The 15,852-nt window shown below is 72.8% G+C and carries 11 protein-coding genes and 1 tRNA gene; 7 read left to right on the forward strand and 5 right to left on the reverse strand.

Annotated features, from left to right (window positions below; genetic code table 11):
- Nucleotides 1-8: 8 nt before the first annotated feature.
- The 3 genes from AC1VWI_RS18045 to AC1VWI_RS18055 form a co-directional block, all read right to left on the reverse strand.
- Nucleotides 9-3,698, reverse strand: coding sequence for a S8 family peptidase (locus tag AC1VWI_RS18045; protein ID WP_499512045.1), 3,690 nt, complete (start codon nucleotides 3,696-3,698; stop codon nucleotides 9-11).
- Between the two features lie 713 nt (nucleotides 3,699-4,411).
- Nucleotides 4,412-4,861 (reverse strand): hypothetical protein, encoded by a 450-nt coding sequence (locus tag AC1VWI_RS18050; protein ID WP_499512046.1) that lies wholly within the window; start codon nucleotides 4,859-4,861, stop codon nucleotides 4,412-4,414.
- Nucleotides 4,819-5,169 carry a hypothetical protein gene (locus AC1VWI_RS18055; protein ID WP_499512047.1) on the reverse strand — a complete coding sequence of 117 codons (351 nt, stop codon included), beginning with the start codon at nucleotides 5,167-5,169 and terminating at the stop codon, nucleotides 4,819-4,821. The genes AC1VWI_RS18050 and AC1VWI_RS18055 overlap by 43 nt, the downstream gene beginning before the upstream one ends.
- Between AC1VWI_RS18055 and AC1VWI_RS18060 the strand changes: the two genes are divergently transcribed.
- From AC1VWI_RS18060 to glxA, 5 genes are all read left to right on the forward strand, one after another.
- The gene (locus AC1VWI_RS18060; protein WP_499516844.1) at nucleotides 5,168-5,404 is read left to right on the forward strand and encodes a hypothetical protein; all 237 of its coding nucleotides are present in this window, start codon (nucleotides 5,168-5,170) and stop codon (nucleotides 5,402-5,404) included. The two genes, AC1VWI_RS18055 and AC1VWI_RS18060, sit on opposite strands and share 2 nt — an antisense overlap.
- Nucleotides 5,367-5,439 (forward strand) — tRNA-Lys (locus AC1VWI_RS18065). Before AC1VWI_RS18060 ends, AC1VWI_RS18065 begins: the two co-directional genes overlap by 38 nt.
- Before the next feature lie 135 nt (nucleotides 5,440-5,574).
- A complete protein-coding gene (locus tag AC1VWI_RS18070) occupies nucleotides 5,575-7,689 on the forward strand; it encodes a SpoIIE family protein phosphatase (RefSeq protein ID WP_499512048.1) in 2,115 nt (704 codons plus the stop codon).
- Between the two features lie 376 nt (nucleotides 7,690-8,065).
- On the forward strand, nucleotides 8,066-9,868 hold the full coding sequence (locus AC1VWI_RS18075) for a glycosyltransferase family 2 protein (protein WP_499512049.1): 1,803 nt from the start codon (nucleotides 8,066-8,068) through the stop codon (nucleotides 9,866-9,868).
- A complete protein-coding gene (gene glxA / locus AC1VWI_RS18080) occupies nucleotides 9,865-11,793 on the forward strand; it encodes a radical copper oxidase GlxA (RefSeq protein ID WP_499512050.1) in 1,929 nt (642 codons plus the stop codon). The genes AC1VWI_RS18075 and glxA overlap by 4 nt, the downstream gene beginning before the upstream one ends.
- Nucleotides 11,794-11,814: 21 nt before the next feature.
- Here the strand turns inward: glxA and AC1VWI_RS18085 are convergent, their stop codons facing one another.
- Complete coding sequence (locus tag AC1VWI_RS18085) at nucleotides 11,815-12,846, reverse strand: glycoside hydrolase family 6 protein (protein WP_499512051.1); 1,032 nt, start codon at nucleotides 12,844-12,846, stop codon at nucleotides 11,815-11,817.
- Between the two features lie 172 nt (nucleotides 12,847-13,018).
- Here AC1VWI_RS18085 and AC1VWI_RS18090 point away from each other — a divergent pair, with 172 nt between their 5' ends.
- Nucleotides 13,019-13,759, forward strand: a complete 741-nt coding sequence (locus tag AC1VWI_RS18090; protein ID WP_499512052.1) for a GAF and ANTAR domain-containing protein — start codon at nucleotides 13,019-13,021, stop codon at nucleotides 13,757-13,759.
- 150 nt (nucleotides 13,760-13,909) lie between these two features.
- Entirely contained in the window at nucleotides 13,910-14,263 is a 354-nt protein-coding gene (locus AC1VWI_RS18095) for an STAS domain-containing protein (protein ID WP_499512053.1), read from the forward strand.
- Between the two features lie 488 nt (nucleotides 14,264-14,751).
- On the opposite strand, the gene AC1VWI_RS18100 is transcribed toward AC1VWI_RS18095, so the two are convergent.
- On the reverse strand, nucleotides 14,752-15,822 hold the full coding sequence (locus AC1VWI_RS18100) for a Gfo/Idh/MocA family oxidoreductase (protein ID WP_499512054.1): 1,071 nt from the start codon (nucleotides 15,820-15,822) through the stop codon (nucleotides 14,752-14,754).
- Nucleotides 15,823-15,852: the final 30 nt, after the last annotated feature.

Consider the following 15,852-nt stretch of genomic DNA (forward strand, 5'->3'; position numbering starts at 1 on the left):
GGACCGGATCAGCTCAGGCCGAACGCCCGGACGACCTCCTGCTCCACCGTGCCGCCCCGGCCGTCGGAGGCCGTGGCCCGCAGGGACACGAACCCGCCCGGGGTGCGGGGAGTCCGCAGCTCGGCCGACCAGTGGCCGGTGCCGCCGGCGGCACGCCGCAGGGGCACGGGCCGCCAGGTCCTCCCGTCGTCGTACGACACGGACAGCGTCGCGGACGTGGCCCGCGTCACGTCGTCGAGCCACTCCTGGGTGGCGGCGGACAGGCCGAGCGGCACCTTGGCGCCGGCCGGCACGTCGCCGGCGAGGTCCGTGGTGACGTCGTAGTCCAGCTGGAGCAGCTCGATGTCCTGCTGCCAGACGCCGTCCGGGACCGCGCCGGAGCGGAAGCCCCACTCCGTACGGCTGCGCACCGAGGTGCGCCAGCGGTCGGCGTCGCGCGATGCGTCCAGGACGAGGCGGTACGGCAGGGTCTGCGCCGGGACCGGGTCGAAGAGGTACAGCGCCCGGCCGGCGGACTTCCGCAGCAGCGTGCCGCCCTGGTAGAGCGCGATGGTGCCGGTGTCGTACTCGTCGTTGGGCATGGAGCCGGAGTGTCCGGCGCCCGAGTCCGTCCACGGCGTGATGTTGAACTGCAGGCCACCGGCGGCGTCACGGCTGGGGCCCCAGAAGCCCTGGCCGAGGCGCGGACGCTGGACGGGGGCGAACCACTCGGTGCGGTAGTGACGGCCGGCCGTCACGCGGTCGTTGCCGCTGCGCATCTCCTGCAGGGTCTCGTCCTGCGGGCCGAGGACGGAGTGGTCCTCGTACCAGAAGGCCGCGCCGCGCAGCGGGGTCAGCCACTCGGTGCGCAGTGAGGGGTAGCTCTCACGCTCGCCGAAGCCGAAGCCGGGGCCGTAGGCGGGGATGTTGTAGCGGAAGCCGCCGCCCGGGGCCTTCGTCCGGCCGTAGTAGGTGGCGTCGACCCGGGCGAGGTCGCGGTCCGGGTCCGGGGCGTAGGCCAGGGAGCGGTCCGGGATGGCGCCGTCGTGCTGGGAGACCAGGTCGTACAGGAAGCGGCCTTGGGCGCGCTGGGTGACGGTGACCCTCTTTCGCAGGACGCGCTCGCGGTCGCGGCGCATGGCGGAGACGACGGGCAGCCCGGCGCCCTCGCCGTAGTACTCGCTGAGCCTGCCGTCGCCGTCGTTGACGACGATCAGCAGGGCGGCACCGGCGGCCACCGCCGCGGCCGCGCGGTCGGCCGGGGCGACGGCGTCGGAGCGGTCCACCACGACGGCCTTGCCCTTCGCGCCCAGACCGGCGTAGTCGGCGGCCGCGCCGTGGCCCGCGTACACCGTGGCGAGCTCGCTTCTCCCCTCCCGCAGGGTGCTGCCGGCCTGGACGACGAGGTCGTCCACGGAGTCGACGGCGACCTCCTTCTCGGCCAGCCGCCAGCGGGTGGAGAAGCTCATGGAGGCGCCGGTGACCTTGCCGGTCGGCTGGGCCCACAGCGTGTCGTACTTCAGGGGCACCTGGTAGCCGCTGCGGACGACCCCGCCGGCGGCGGAGACCACCGCGAAGTCCATCTGCCGCTGCGTGTCCGCCGTGTCCTTGGGCACGGACGCGCTGATCCTCCGCGCCCTGCTCGCATCGAGCGAGACGGTGGCCGGCTCGTCCAGCACCGTACGCGGCGCGGACAGGAAGGCCAGGCCCAGCGAGTCCGGCTCGTCGCCGGGGACGTCCATGTAGGTGTACGCGGTGTACGTGCCCGGGGGCAGGCGCAGGGTGCGCCGGCCGTCGACGGCGTACTGGTACTGGTAGAAGTCGTTCTCGACGCCCAGGTACACCGTGCCGGAGGCGGGCTTGCCGTCCCGGTCCTTCAGCTCGACCGTGTAGTCGTAGAGTTCCTGCTCCTTGACCAGGGCGAAACCGGTGTGCGCCACGAGGGTCCCGGTGGCCCGGTCGGTGGCCAGGACCTGGCCGGAGAAGGTCGTGGCGGGCTCCACCGCGGACGGGTCGAGGCGCAGCGTGACGTCGGCGGTACCCCCGGCGGGAACGGTGACGGACGGCGACGAGAGCGTGTAGGCGGCCGCGTCGGCGTCGGTCGCCAGGTCGAGGGTGACGCCCTCCGTGCCGGTGTTGCGGTAGGTGACGGTGCGGGTGGCGACCGGGTCGTCGGCGCCGTGCGGCCAGTCGTAGAAGGCGGTCGCGACGGAACCGGTGGCCTGGACCGTGCCGTCGACGGCCTTCAGCACGTCCACCCGGCCGGTGCCCTGCTGGTAGGGGGTGTAGCCGGTGAGCGGCGTGGACGAGCTCATCAGCGCGTCCTTCAGCTGCCGCCCGGACCAGTCGGGGTGGCGCTGCTTGAGGACGGCCGCCGCCCCGGCGACGTGCGGGGTGGCCATGGAGGTCCCGGACATCGTCTGGTAGCCGCCGCCGGGCTTGGCGGCGGTGATGTCGGAACCGGGCGCGGAGATGTCCGGCTTGAGTCCGTAACTGCCGGTCAGCGGGCCCATGCTGGAGAAGTCCGAGCGCTCGTCGGACTTGGTGACGGAGGCGACCGTCAGGGCGGACGCGGCCGAGCCGGGCGCCCCGATGGTGAACTCCCCGTAGGAGTTGCCCGCCGCGATGACGAAGAGCGGCCCGCCGTCGGCGGACAGCGTGTCGACTGCCCGGGCCATGGGGCTGGTCCCGTCGTCCGGCACCTGGGAGCCGAGGCTCATGCTCACCACGTCGGCGCCCTGGGCCTTCGCCCACTCCATGCCCGCGATGATCCAGGAGTCCTCGCCGTAGCCCTCGTCGGAGAGCACCTTGCCCACCAGCAGTTCGGCGCCGGGCGCGACGCCCCGGTAGGTCGCGCCGTCGCCCGCGACCGTGGACGCGACGTGCGTGCCGTGGCCGTTGCCGTCGGCGACCGCCTGGTCCGGTACGAAGCTCCGCTCGGCGGCTATCCGCCCCTTGAGGTCCGGGTGGGTGTCGTCCACGCCGGTGTCGAGCACGGCGACCTTCCGCCCGGTGCCGTCGTAGCCCTCCGCCCACGCCTGCGGGGCGTTGATCTGCGGCACGGACTCGGCGAGGTCGGCCTCCACCCGGCCGTCCAGCCACAGCTTCTCGACGCCCCCGTCCAGCGACCGGGCCCGGGGCGCGGTACCGGCCACGTCCTTCCAGAAGGTGCGGGCGGTGGCCTTGGCGGCCCGCAGCGCGGCACCGTCGATGCTGGGCAGCCGGCGCTCGACCGTGCTGCCCGCGGGTGCCGTCACGCCGCCCCGGTAGGTGGCGATCAGCGGGACCCCGCCGGTGCGGGTGTCGTCGTACCCCATCGCCACCAGCGCGGTCACGTCGAACAGCCGGCGGTCGAGCCGGCCCGCGGTCAGCAGGGCCTCGGCCTCGTCGGGGACCACCGAGAGGCGGCCGCCGCTCTGCTGGATCTTCACGCCCCCGGTCGCGCCCTCGGGGCGGTCCACGGTGACGGTGTCCTGCGCGGTACCGGGCCGGTCGGTGAAGTGCACGACGTCACCGGTGACGAGGGTGATGTCGTGGGCGGTGGCGCGCGGCACGGACGCGGCCGGGTCCTTGACCGGGGCCGCCGCGGCGGTCGTGGCGGGCAGCACGAGGGTGCCGCCGACCAGCGCGCACGCGGTGGCGGTCGCGGTCAGCAGGGCATGACGGGCAGCCCGAACGGGTCGTGCGTCTCGGGCACTTGGGGGGTGGGCGAATGTCATGCACAGGAGGTCTACCGGTGCCGCAACCGCTTGCGCACCGCTTCCGTGCGGCGTGAATCCGCCGTGGCGGATACCCGCCTCCTCCTGCACGCGGGCATGCTGAGGGGCCCGGCAAGAGGGGGGAGGTATGCCGGGCCCATCAGCGTGGGGGGAGGGGGTGTGGCTATTTGGGGGGTGCTGTTGTCTTTGGGGGTACTGCCCGCCGGTTGGCTACCAGACGATGTCGTTGGGAGCCGCCCAGACGATGTCGCCTTGCGCAGCGGGCTGCGCAGAAGCAGTGGTCGCGCCGATCAGCCCCAACGAGATGGCGGCGACGACGCCCAGAACTACACGGAGGGCGTTGCGACGAATCGATGACATGGCAGACCTGTCCTGGGGGTGTGAGCTGGGGTGTTGCTGTTCGGGGGTGCCGGTCCGGTCTGGGGGAACCGTACGACTGACTGAATTCTGTCGGACGCCAAGCCGCTGGTCTGTAGTTTTCGCGTTCCGGATTCGGACATGGCCCTATGCGGACACATGGGACCGGATGGGCCCCGAAGGGTCCATACACGAGCCCCGCCCCTTAACCTGATCGAAGCCGGGGGTGACGTGAAGCATTGGGGGTGCGAGCAGTGACCGACGACCTTCTGCGCGCCCGGGCGCAGGAACTCTACGCCCTGGCGCTCGCCGACGCCGACTGGGCGCCCGAAAGCGTCTGTGCCCTCACCGGATGGTCACACGGGGAACTGGACGCGGCGGTGCGCTGCCTGGCGGATCTGGGTCTTGCCGCGCAGTTCCCCTCCTCCCGCAGCGGCTGGTCGGTCCACTCCCCCGCGACGGCGATGGCCCAGCTGATCGAGGGCAGCCGGCGACGCACCGAGGAACTGGTCCAGACGATCACGAACGCCCACACCGCGCTGAGCCGCGTGGCGGCCGAGTTCCAGCCCGTGCACATGCGTCAGCTCGCCGAGGCGCGCATCGAGGTGGCGGCACAGCCCGCGCAGATCGCGGCCATCCTGGACGAGGCGGCCAGCACCGTCACCACCGAGATCCTCTCGATGCACGCCAGCGTGCAGGAGGAGCACCTCGGCGACACCCGCAATCGCGAGGCCCTCGGCCGCGGGGTCCGCCAGCGGTCCATCTACCTGGCGACCGCGGCGGCCGTTCCGAACATCCGCACGCATCTGAGGACCTTCGTCAACGACGGCGGCGAGGTGCGCACGACCGCGACGCTGCCCATGAAGATGATCATCGTGGACCACACCCTCGCCGTCGTGCCGGCGCTGGGGCTCGACGAGGGCGCCGGCGAGGGCGGCTCCGGCTCCGCCATGGTCCTGCGCAGCCCCGCCATGGTGGCCGTGCTGCGCCAGATGTTCGAGCACTGCTGGGCGGCCGCCTCGGACCTGTTCACCGACGACGTCGGCGCCGCGCCCGCCGCACGGCACCGGGAGGTCGTCCGGCTGCTCGCCTCGGGGCTGACGGACGAGGCCATCGGCCGCAAGCTGGGCCTGTCCGACCGGACGGTGCGGCGGATAGTGGCCGAGCTGATGCAGCAGATAGGGGCCGACAGCCGGTTCCAGGCGGGGGTGAAGATGGTCCGCCTCGGCTGGCTGGACGACGACCCCGCGCTCCTGGACGAGGTGGTCGGGAGCACCGCCACTGGTCAGGTAGGATCCTCTCTGTCGGTGAGCGCCGCTAGCTCAACTGGCAGAGCAGCTGACTCTTAATCAGCGGGTTCGGGGTTCGAGTCCCTGGCGGCGCACAATGTGAGGGCGTCCTTCCTTCGGGAAGGGCGCCCTCGCTCGTTTGTGGGGGAAGGGCGGCGCCCAGGGTGACTCAGTGCGAAAATATCCCCTAACGATGATGTGAGAGCTCTACGGGGGCTCACGAGGAGGCCATGCGCGAGCACGATCCGCCGCCGCCCGGCACGGGCAGGGAGGCCCGGCCGAGTCCAGGGGCCGCCTCGCCCGGAGGCCTGCTCGACCTGCTGCAGGTGGCGGCGATGGTGCTGGACCGCACCGGTCACATCGTGCTGTGGAGCCCGGAGGCCGAACGCCTGTTCGGCTACTCGGCGGAAGAGGCCCTGGGCCAGAACGCCGGCCTGCTGCTGGTCGCGCCCGACAAGCTGGAGCTGGTCACCGAGCTGTTCAAGCAGGTCAGGGCGGGTGCCATCTGGCAGGGCGTGTTCCCGATCGTGCACGCCGACGGCACGACCCGTGACGTGGAGTTCCGCAACATGCGGATGCACGACGTGGACGGCGGCGTCTACGCGCTGGGCCTGGGCGCCGACCTGTCCACCGTGCGGCGCGTGGAGACGGACATGGCGCTGTCCAGCAGCCTCGTCGACCAGTCCCCGATCGGGCTGGCCGTCTTCGACACGGACCTGCGGATCGTGCGCGTCAACCGGGCCATGGAGGAGTTGCACGGCCTGCCCGCAGCGGCCATGCTGGGGCGCCGGGTGCGCGAGATCTCGCCAGGGGCGGAGTTCCGGGCGATCGAGGCCCGGATGCGGCAGGTGCTGGAGACCGGGGAGCCGCTGCTGGACCTGGACACCGTGGTCAGGACGTACGCCGACCAGGAGCACGACCACGCCTGGTCGATCTCGTACTACCGGATCCAGGACCCCACCGGGCGGGTGCTGGGCCTGGCCGCGTCGATCGCGGACTTCACCGAGCGCCACCAGGCGGCCGAGGAGATCGCCGAGGCCCGCGGCCGGCTCGCGGTGATCGCCGAGGCAGGGACCCGGATCGGCACCACGCTGGACCTGCAGCAGACCGCCCGGGAACTGGCCTCGGTGGTGGTGCCCACGCTCGCCGACATCGCCACCGTCGACGTCCTGGACGAGGTGCTGCGCGGCGGCCCGGTGCCCAAGGTGCGCGCCCAGCAGTCGGCCGAGTTCCGGGCGCTGGCGGTCGCGGCCGCCGAGTCCAGCGAGGCGATCGGCGCCGTCGACCCGGTCGGGGAGCTGGCCCGGTACGCCGACGACCGGCTGATCACCAAGGCCGTGCGGGAGGGCCAGCCGGTGGTCGTGCACCGGGTGAGCAGCCGCATGCTGCGCCGCATAGCCCGCGACGACCGGGCCGCCGCCCAGCTGAAGCGGGCGGGCGCGCACTCGTACCTCGCCGCGCCGCTCATCGCCCGCGGCGAGGTGCTGGGGGCGGTCGGGATGTTCCGCACCCGCAACCAGAAGCCCTTCGACGACGAGGACCGCACGCTGGCGGTGGAGCTGGCCGCCCGGGCCGCGATATCCATCGACAACGCGCGGCTCTACGCGGGTGAGCGCAACGCCGCGCTCACCCTCCAGCGCAGCCTGCTGCCGCACGAGCCGCCACGCGTGGACGGGATGGAGATCTCCGCCCGCTACATCCCCGCCGTCCGGGAGGTCGGCGGGGACTGGTACGACGTCCTGCAGCTGCGGGACGGCAAGGTCGGGCTGATCGTCGGGGACGTGATGGGCAAGGGCCTGCACGCGGCGGCGATCATGGGCCAGCTGCGCACGGCGACCCGGGCCTTCGCCCGGCTCGACCTGCCGCCGGACGAGGTGCTGGCGCACCTCGACAACATCACCGGCAGCGCCGAGGGCGACTTCATCGCCACCTGCGTCTACGCCGTCTGCGACCCCGCGACGGGCCGCTGCCAGTTCTCCACCGCCGGGCACCTGCCGCCGGTGCTGGTGCCGCCCGGCGGCCGCGCCGAGCTGATCGACCTGCCCAACGCGGTGCCGCTGGGCGTCGGAGGGATCCGTTTCCACACGGTGGAGCGGAAGCTCGCCGAGGGCACCTTGCTGGCGCTGTTCACCGACGGGCTGGTCGAGGACCGGCGGCAGTCGATCGACGTGGGGCTGCGCACCCTGATGCGCGTCCTCAAGCTCAAGAGCCGCCGCCGCTCGCTGGAGGACACCTGCGACGTCGTGCTGGGCGCGCAGCTGCAGTCCCCCGACGACGACGTCGCCCTGCTGCTGGCCCGGATGGGGACGCACGTGACCGAGGACGAGGCCTCCGTCGAGCTGTGAGCCGACAACCGGACCAAATCGCTCATACGACCTGTTAACAACTCGTTTCGCGCCTTGCCATCAAGACGGGCATTCCGGGACGCTGGATCCGCGGGACATCCATGCGCCAACCGGACACATGCGCCCTCACCGGTGAGCCAACGGGTCGGATTCCGGCGGCTTTTCCGTGTACGGGCCCAGGGGAGGGCCCCGGGGCGAGAGGGGTGGATTCAGGCGTTACCTCACGGTGGTCCGGTCGTTGACGAGTCATAGCCGGCCTCACGCGACCCGGAGGCCACAGAACGCCCACGCATGCCCCGGGGGCGGGGGGCCGCAGCGCCCGGGGCGCCAACACCGCCGCGACAGCGGCGCGACATGCTTCGGGGGGAGCATCCACATGCCGCCGACATCCGGCGCCCAGCAGTACACGACCGACCCTCGGGCCGGCACGCCCGTGCCCGTCATACCCCGGCGCTCCCGCCCCGGCCCGTCCCGGCCGGAATCCGGCGCAGCGGCGCCCCGGTACGACTACGAGCACTACAGCAGGCTCGCCGGCCCGCTCACCGAGCCGGAACCCGGAGTCCCGTACCGGGTGAAGTACCGCAGCCTGCTCGCGGAGGAACCCCACCGGATCCGCGCGGCGCTGCTGCTCGGCGCGGCCCCGGTGCTCTCGGCGGTGCTGCTCGCCTGGCTGATGCAGCCGGCCCACTGGACCCGCCGGGAACACGCGCCGGGCTGGCTGGTCGCCGCCGACGCCGTGATGCTCATATCCATCGGCCTGATCGAGCTCTTCCGGCTGATCAACGTGACGTCCAACGCCCATGCGACGCTCGTCGCGCGCGATCCGGTACCCGTCGTACCCGAGAAGGGCAGCAAGGTCGCCTTCGTGACCACCTTCGTCCCGGGCAAGGAGCCCCTGGCGATGGTGCGGGCGACCCTGGAGGCCGCGGTCCGCCTGCGCCACCGCGGCACGTTGCACATCTGGCTCCTGGACGAGGGCGACGACCCCGACGTCAAGAGCCTGTGCGAGCGCCTGAACGTACGCCACTTCACCCGCAAGGGCGTGGAGCGGTGGAACCGGCCCACCGGCCCCTTCCGCGCCCGCACCAAGCACGGCAACTACAACGCCTGGCTCGACGCCCACGGCGACGACTACGACGTCTTCGCCTCCGTCGACACCGACCACGTCCCGCTCCCCAACTTCCTGGAGCGCATGCTCGGTTACTTCCGGGACCCGGACGTCGCCTTCGTCGTCGGCCCGCAGGTCTACGGCAACTACGACAGCGCGGTGACCAAGGCCGCCGAGAGCCAGCAGTTCCTCTTCCACGCGCTCATCCAGCGGGCCGGCAACGCCTACGGCTCCCCCATGTTCGTCGGGACCAACAACGCGGTGCGCATCAGCGCCATCAGAAGCATCGGCGGGCTGTACGACTCCATCACCGAGGACATGGCCACCGGCCTGGAACTGCACCGGCACCGCAACCCCGCCACCGGCCGCAAGTGGCGCTCGGTCTACACCCCGGACGTCCTCGCCGTCGGCGAGGGACCGTCCTCCTGGACCGACTTCTTCACCCAGCAGCTGCGCTGGAGCCGCGGCACCTACGAGACGCTCATCAAGCAGTTCTGGAAGGTGCCGTTCACCCTCTCCCCCGGCCGCCTGCTCAACTACACGCTGATGGTCGTCTACTACCCGATGACGGCGGTCAACTGGCTCCTGGGCGGCCTCAGCTGCGCGCTGTTCCTCGGGCTCGGCGCCTCGGGCATCCAGATCGACTCCGAGGTCTGGATGATGCTCTACAGCGACGCCGCCGCGCTCCAGATCGGCCTGTACGTGTGGAACCGGCGGCACAACGTCAGCCCCCACGAGCCGGAGGGCTCCTCGGGCGCGGCGGGCATGGTGATGTCGGCGCTGTCCGCGCCGATCTACGCCCGCTCGCTGATGGACGCGGTGCTGCGGCGCAAGAGCAGGTTCGTGGTCACCCCCAAGGGGGACTCCGCGAGCCCGGACCGGCTGCTGTCCACCTTCCGCGTCCACCTGTTCTGGCTGCTCGTCTTCGGCGGCTCGCTCGCCGCCAGCTTCTTCAACGGCCACACCCACGTGGCGATGCGCACGTGGGCAACGCTGGCCCTCGTCCTGACCCTGGCACCGATCGCCGTCTGGTCCCTGTCCCTCGTCCGTTCCAGGAGCGCCGCCCGATGAGCTACCGACCCAGCCGCAGACTGCGGAAGATCGCCGTCGGGAGCACGGCCGTGGGGGTGCTCGCCGGGATGAACGCGCCCGCGATCTACGGCTACTCGGCGGAGAAGTACCACGACTACAAGATCAACCAGCCCGGGTACAAGGCCGCGTACGGCCACTGGGACATGGTCGAGGTGCCCGAGGAGTTCCGCGTCAACGCCATCCACGCGGCGCTGCTGCACACCGGGAAGGTGCTGCTGATCGCCGGTTCCGGCAACGACGAGCGGAACTTCAAGGCCAAGTCCTTCAAGAGCGTGCTCTGGGACCCGGTGGAGAACACCTTCAAGGAGATCGGCACCCCCAAGGACATGTTCTGCGCCGGGCACACCCAGCTGGCCGACGGCACGCTGCTGGTGGCCGGCGGCACCGCCCGCTACGAGAAGCTCAAGGAGGCCGTGGACCGGGCGGGCGGCGCGATGCTCATCAAGAACGAGGACCCGGACAAGCCGCGGACCTTCCCCGAGGGCACGGTCTTCGTCAACGACGAGAACGGCCGGGCCTTCCGGTCGGAGTTCCCCGTCAACGTGCCCCGCGCCAAGAAGACCGTCGACGCCAGGACCGGCAAGGTCACCGTGACCGCGAGCGAGGCACGGGTGTTCGTGCAGTCGCTGGTCAAGGGCGAGAAGGGCATCGTCAACACCGCGGCGCAGTACGGGATCCGTGGCCTGGAGGGCGAGGACCGGGAGAACTTCTACGGGCTGGCCACCAAGCTCGGCCTGGACAAGAAGGACTTCCAGGGGATCAAGAACGCGTACGAGTTCGACCCGGTGGCCGAGGCCTACGTCCCGGTCGACCCGATGAACGAGGCCCGCTGGTACCCGACGCTGGTCACCCTCGCCGACGGGCGGGTGCTCTCCGTCTCGGGGCTGGACGACATCGGCCAGGTCGTCCCGGGCAAGAACGAGGTCTACGACCCGAAGACCCGGACGTGGGCGTACACCGGCGAGCGCTACTTCCCCACCTACCCCGCGCTCTTCCTGATGAAGGGCGGGAAGATCTTCTACTCGGGCGCCAACGCGGGGTACGGGCCGGCGGACGAGGGCCGTGTCCCGGGCGTGTGGGACCTGCGCACCAACCGCTTCACCGAGGTCCCCGGGCTGGAGGACGCCGAGGACCTGGAGACGGCCGGCTCGGTGCTGCTGCCGCCCGCGCAGGACCAGAAGGTGATGGTGCTGGGCGGCGGCGGGGTCGGCGAGTCGCACTCCTCGACCACCCGCACCGCCGTGGTGGACCTGGACGCCGCGGACCCGCGGTACACGACGGGCCCCGACCTGCCCGAGCCCACCCGCTACCTGAACACGGTGATCCTGCCGGACGACACCGTGTTCACCACCGGCGGCTCCCGTGACTACCGGGGCCGCGGCGGCAGCGACGTCCTGCGGGCGCAGATCTACGACCCGGCGGACGACACCTTCCGGGAGGCCGCCGACCCGTCGGTGGGCCGCAACTACCACTCCGAGGCGCTGCTGCTGCCCGACGGCCGGGTGGCGGTCTTCGGGTCCAACCCGCTCTTCGGGGACCCGGCCGACACCAAGCCGGGCTTCTTCGAGCAGAGGATCGAGGTCTACACCCCGGCGTACCGCTACCGGGGCTCCCGGCCCTCGCTCGGCGCGGGCCCGCAAGCCCTCCGGCGCGGCGGCACGGCCACCTTCCGGGCCGCGCACGCGGAGCGCATCGAGGCGGCACGGCTGATGCGGCCGAGCGCGGTCACCCACGCCACCGACGTGGAGCAGCGGTCGATCGCGCTGGACGTGGAGCGCGGCGAGGGGTCGGTGAGCGTGACCGTCCCCGAGGACCCGTCGATCGTGCCGCCAGGCTGGTACATGCTGGTCGTCACCGACGACGAGGGCACGCCGTCGCAGGCGCGCTGGGTGCGGGTGACCTGACGGGAGGGGCCCGGCGGGCGGTCAGGAGGCCGCGCGCCGGGCCAGTCCCAGGGCGTACTCGGGCCACCAGTCACCCGCCCGCGGGCCGCCCTTGCAGGTGCCGTCGGAGTCGCCGGGACGCTTGATCCACAGGTAGGCGTCGACGAGTTCGTCACCGGTGTCGGTGGTGGGCGGGGTGCCCAGGCCGCGGCCGGGCGGGTTGCACCAGGCCTCGTCGTGGGCGCCGTCGAGGGGGCCACGGCCGTTGCGGCTGGTGTCGATGACGAAGTGCTTGCCGCCGAGCCGCGCGGACAGCTTCCTGCCGTACGCGGTGTTCGCGGCGGTGCTGTAGAAGTTCGAGGTGTTGAGGGCGAAGCCGTCCGCCGCGGCGACGCCGGCCGCCCGCAGCGGGCCGGCCAGGCGGGCGGGGTCGCTGACCCAGCCGGCGTTGCCGGCGTCGAGGTAGACCCGCACGCGGGGCAGCGCGCCCAGGGTGTCCACGGCGTGGGTCAGCAGGGCGTAGCGCTCCTTCTGGAACTCGCGGGGCGTGCAGCCGTCGACGATGTGGGTGAGGGCGTCCGGTTCGAGCACCACCAGCGCCTCGCGCTCACCGATGCCGGCGGCGACCGCGTCGACCCAGGCGCGGTAGGCGGCGCCGTCGGCGGCGCCCCCCTGGGAGTACTGACCGCAGTCGCGGTGCGGGATGTTGTAGAGCACGAGCACGGGTGTCCGGCCGTCGCGGGCGGCGGCCTCGGTGTAGCCCCTGGCCCGGTCCTGTGCGTCGTCCTGGCCGATCCACTCGGCGACGGGCCGGCCCGCGATCCGTTCCAGCAGTGCGGCGTCGGCCTCCCGGCCTTCCTGGCGCCACTGCGCCGCCTGACGGGCCGCGGCCGTGTCCGGGTTGACCCAGAACGGCGCCCCGGCGGTGCTCCCGGGGCTGCTGCCGCCGCCCTTGTCCTGGTTCCCCCCGGGCTTGCCGGTGCCGAAGCAGCCGCCCAGCGCCATGGAGAGCAGTCCGGCGGCGGACACGGCGCAGGCCGCCCTGCGCAGCGGGCCGGTGTTGGTGCCGAACATCCACTCCCCCTTGGATGGCGGGACGAGACCGGTCGCCGCCAATCCTGACATACCGAACCGTCAAGGGGCCCTCAGATCAGGGCAGTCGGTGCCTTTCCCGTCGAATGCCGCGTCTGCTCCCCATGGCAGAATCCCCCGGCGAAGCCGTGTCCGCCGAGGGCTGGAGCCGGACGTGACAGAGCACCCGACGCACCGTGTGCGCGAGCTGCGGCTCGCCGAGGTCTTCGTGGACCTCGCCGACACCCTGGACGGCGACTTCGACGTGGGCGTCTTCCTGGAGCGGGTGGCCGACCGCTGCGTGGAGCTGCTGGACGTCACGGCGGCCGGACTGCTGCTGGACGACGGGCGCGGCGAGCTGCGGACCGCGGCCGGCTGCGGCGGCGCGGGCGAACTCCTGCGCCGGCAGCGGGAGGAGGGACCCTGTCTGGACTGCTACCGGGGTTCGGACGTGGTCACCGCCCCGGACCTCGCGCGCTGCGACGACCGCTGGCCGCGCTTCGCCCCGCTCGCCCGCGACCGGGGCTTCCACGCGACGTACGCCGTGCCGCTGCGGCGCCGGGCCGAGGTGATCGGCGCGCTGAACCTGTTCCGCGGGGTGCCCGGCGATCCCCCGGGCGGTGACGTGGCGCTGGCCCGGGCCTTCGCGGACGCCGCCGCCATCGGGATACTCCAGGAACGGGCCCGGCAGCGGCAGGAGGCGCTGGCCGCCCAGTTGCAGGCCGCGCTGGACAGCCGGGTCGTCCTGGAACAGGCCAAGGGCGTGCTGGCGGAGCGCTGGGGCGTCGGCGTCGACGAGGCGTTCACGGCGCTGCGGCGGTACGCGCGGACGCACCGGGTGCGGCTCGCGGAACTGGCCCGGGGTGTCGTGACGGGCACGGCGGACTCCGACGCGCTGCGGAGGGCCGGCGACTGACCCACCGGCGGGGGACGTCACGGGTTCGCCCTCGGCCGGGCCGGTGACGGCGCGTCGGGCATAGGCTGGGCCCACCACCCCGGACCCCGGTGGCGTCCCGTTCCCGTCCCCGTGCCGCAGGCGCCAGGCTCCCGTCCCCGGAGACGTCCCATGTCCGACGACGCCACGAACACCATGCCCCGGATCGACCGGCGCACCGACGGGTCCAGCACCCTGGTGACGCTCGGCGGCGAGGTGGACGCGCTCACCGCGCCCGGGGTGTCCGCCGCCCTCGACGCGCTGACCGGGGCCGACCGCCCGGACATCGTGGTGGACCTGCGGCCGGTGGAGTTCATCGACTGCAGCGGCCTGTCGGCACTGGTGCGCGCCCGGCGCCGCGCCGAGGAGCACTCCGGGCGGGTACGGCTGGTGTGCCGGGACGAGTTCACGCTGCGCACGCTGCGGGCGACCCGGCTGACCCGGTGCTTCACGATCCTGCCGGACTGGCCGGAGCCCACGAACTGACACGCGTCCCGTACGCGCGCCCCCAACACGCCCTAGCCCGGCCGCATTCAGGTGTTCTAGCCTGACAGGACGGCCCAGGACCCCGGTCGCCGGAAGTGTTTCCTACGCCTCCAGGACGTGGTCCGGCCATGGCCAAGCTCGCGGCCTCCTCACGACTGTCCCTGTCCGATCCGCGAAGATCCGCACCCGACGCCTCATGGACCTTGTCCCTGGGGCGTGCGGCGGTGCTGGAAGTCCTGCCGTACGGCACATCGGCGACACGGGTGGCCGCGGCGGTCGGGGTCGCCCGCTGCTGCGTCCTCGCGCCCACCGTGTCCGCCGGCGTGCCTCCGGAGCCGCCGGACGGGGTGCGGGTGCGCCGTCTCTCCCCTGACGCACCGGACCACTCCCGCGGTCCCGGCGCCCGAGGGTGAGGAGCGCCCGGCCGGCGGCTCCGGGAGGAGCGGACCGCGGGCCGGGCGCTGTACGCCCCGGGGAAGAGCCTGGGGTCAGGCCTTCGGCGTGAGCTGCACGGTCCGTCCCTCGCGGGCCGAGACGGCGGCCGCCTCGATGACCGTGAGCGCGTCGGCGGCCTCGCGGGCGGTGACCGGCGGCGCGGTGCCGTCCCGCAGGGCGGCGGCGACGGCGGCGTAGTACGCCGGGTAGTCGCCCGGCACGGTCGGCACGGGGCGCACCTCGTCACCGGCGCCCAGCGTGCCCCACTCGGCCTCCGGTTCGGTGCCCCACACGGCGCCGGGGGCGGGGCGGGCACCGTCGCGCAGCGCGGCCTCCTGCGGGTCCAGGCCGTGCTTGACGTATCCGGCGGCGCTGCCGAGCACCCGGAAGCGGGGGCCGAGCTGCGCGGTGGTGGCGCTCATCCACAGATGGGAGCGGACGCCCCCGGCGTGGGTCAGGGCCACGAAGGCGTCGTCGTCCACCTGGGCGCCGGGCCGGCGCACGTCCAGCTCGCCGTACACACTGACGGCGGGCCCGAAGAGGGTCAGCGCCTGGTCGACGAGGTGGCTGCCGAGGTCGTAGAGCAGGCCGCCGATCTCGGCGGGGTCGCCGGACTCGCGCCAGCCGCCCTTCAGGCTCGGCCGCCACCGCTCGAAGCGGGACTCGAAGCGCCACACCTCGCCCAGTTCACCGCGCTCCAGCAGCCCGCGCAGGGTGAGGAAGTCGTTGTCCCAGCGGCGGTTCTGGAAGACCGAGAGCAGCAGGCCGCGCTCGTCGGCGAGGTCCGCGAGGGCGCGCGCCTCGGCCGCGGTGCCGGCGACCGGCTTGTCGACGACGACCGCGAGTGAGGCCTCCAGTGCGGCGGTCGCGAACGGGACGTGGGTCTTGTTCGGCGAGGCCAGGACGATCAGGTCGAGCTCGCCGGCGCGCTTCCACAGCTCGTCCGGGTGGCCGGCGATGCGGACGTCCGGGTGCTCGGCGCGCGCCTGCGCCTGGCGCTCCGGGTTGCCGGTGACGACGGTGTCCAGGACGAGGCCGTCGGTGGTGGAGATCAGCGGGGCGTGGAAGACCGAGCCGGCCAGACCGTAGCCGACCAGCCCGACGCGAAGAGGTGCGGGAGCCATGGCACCACTTAAGCAACGCTGTTGCCAAAG

The organism is Streptomyces sp. TOM-9 (assembly GCF_056858595.1).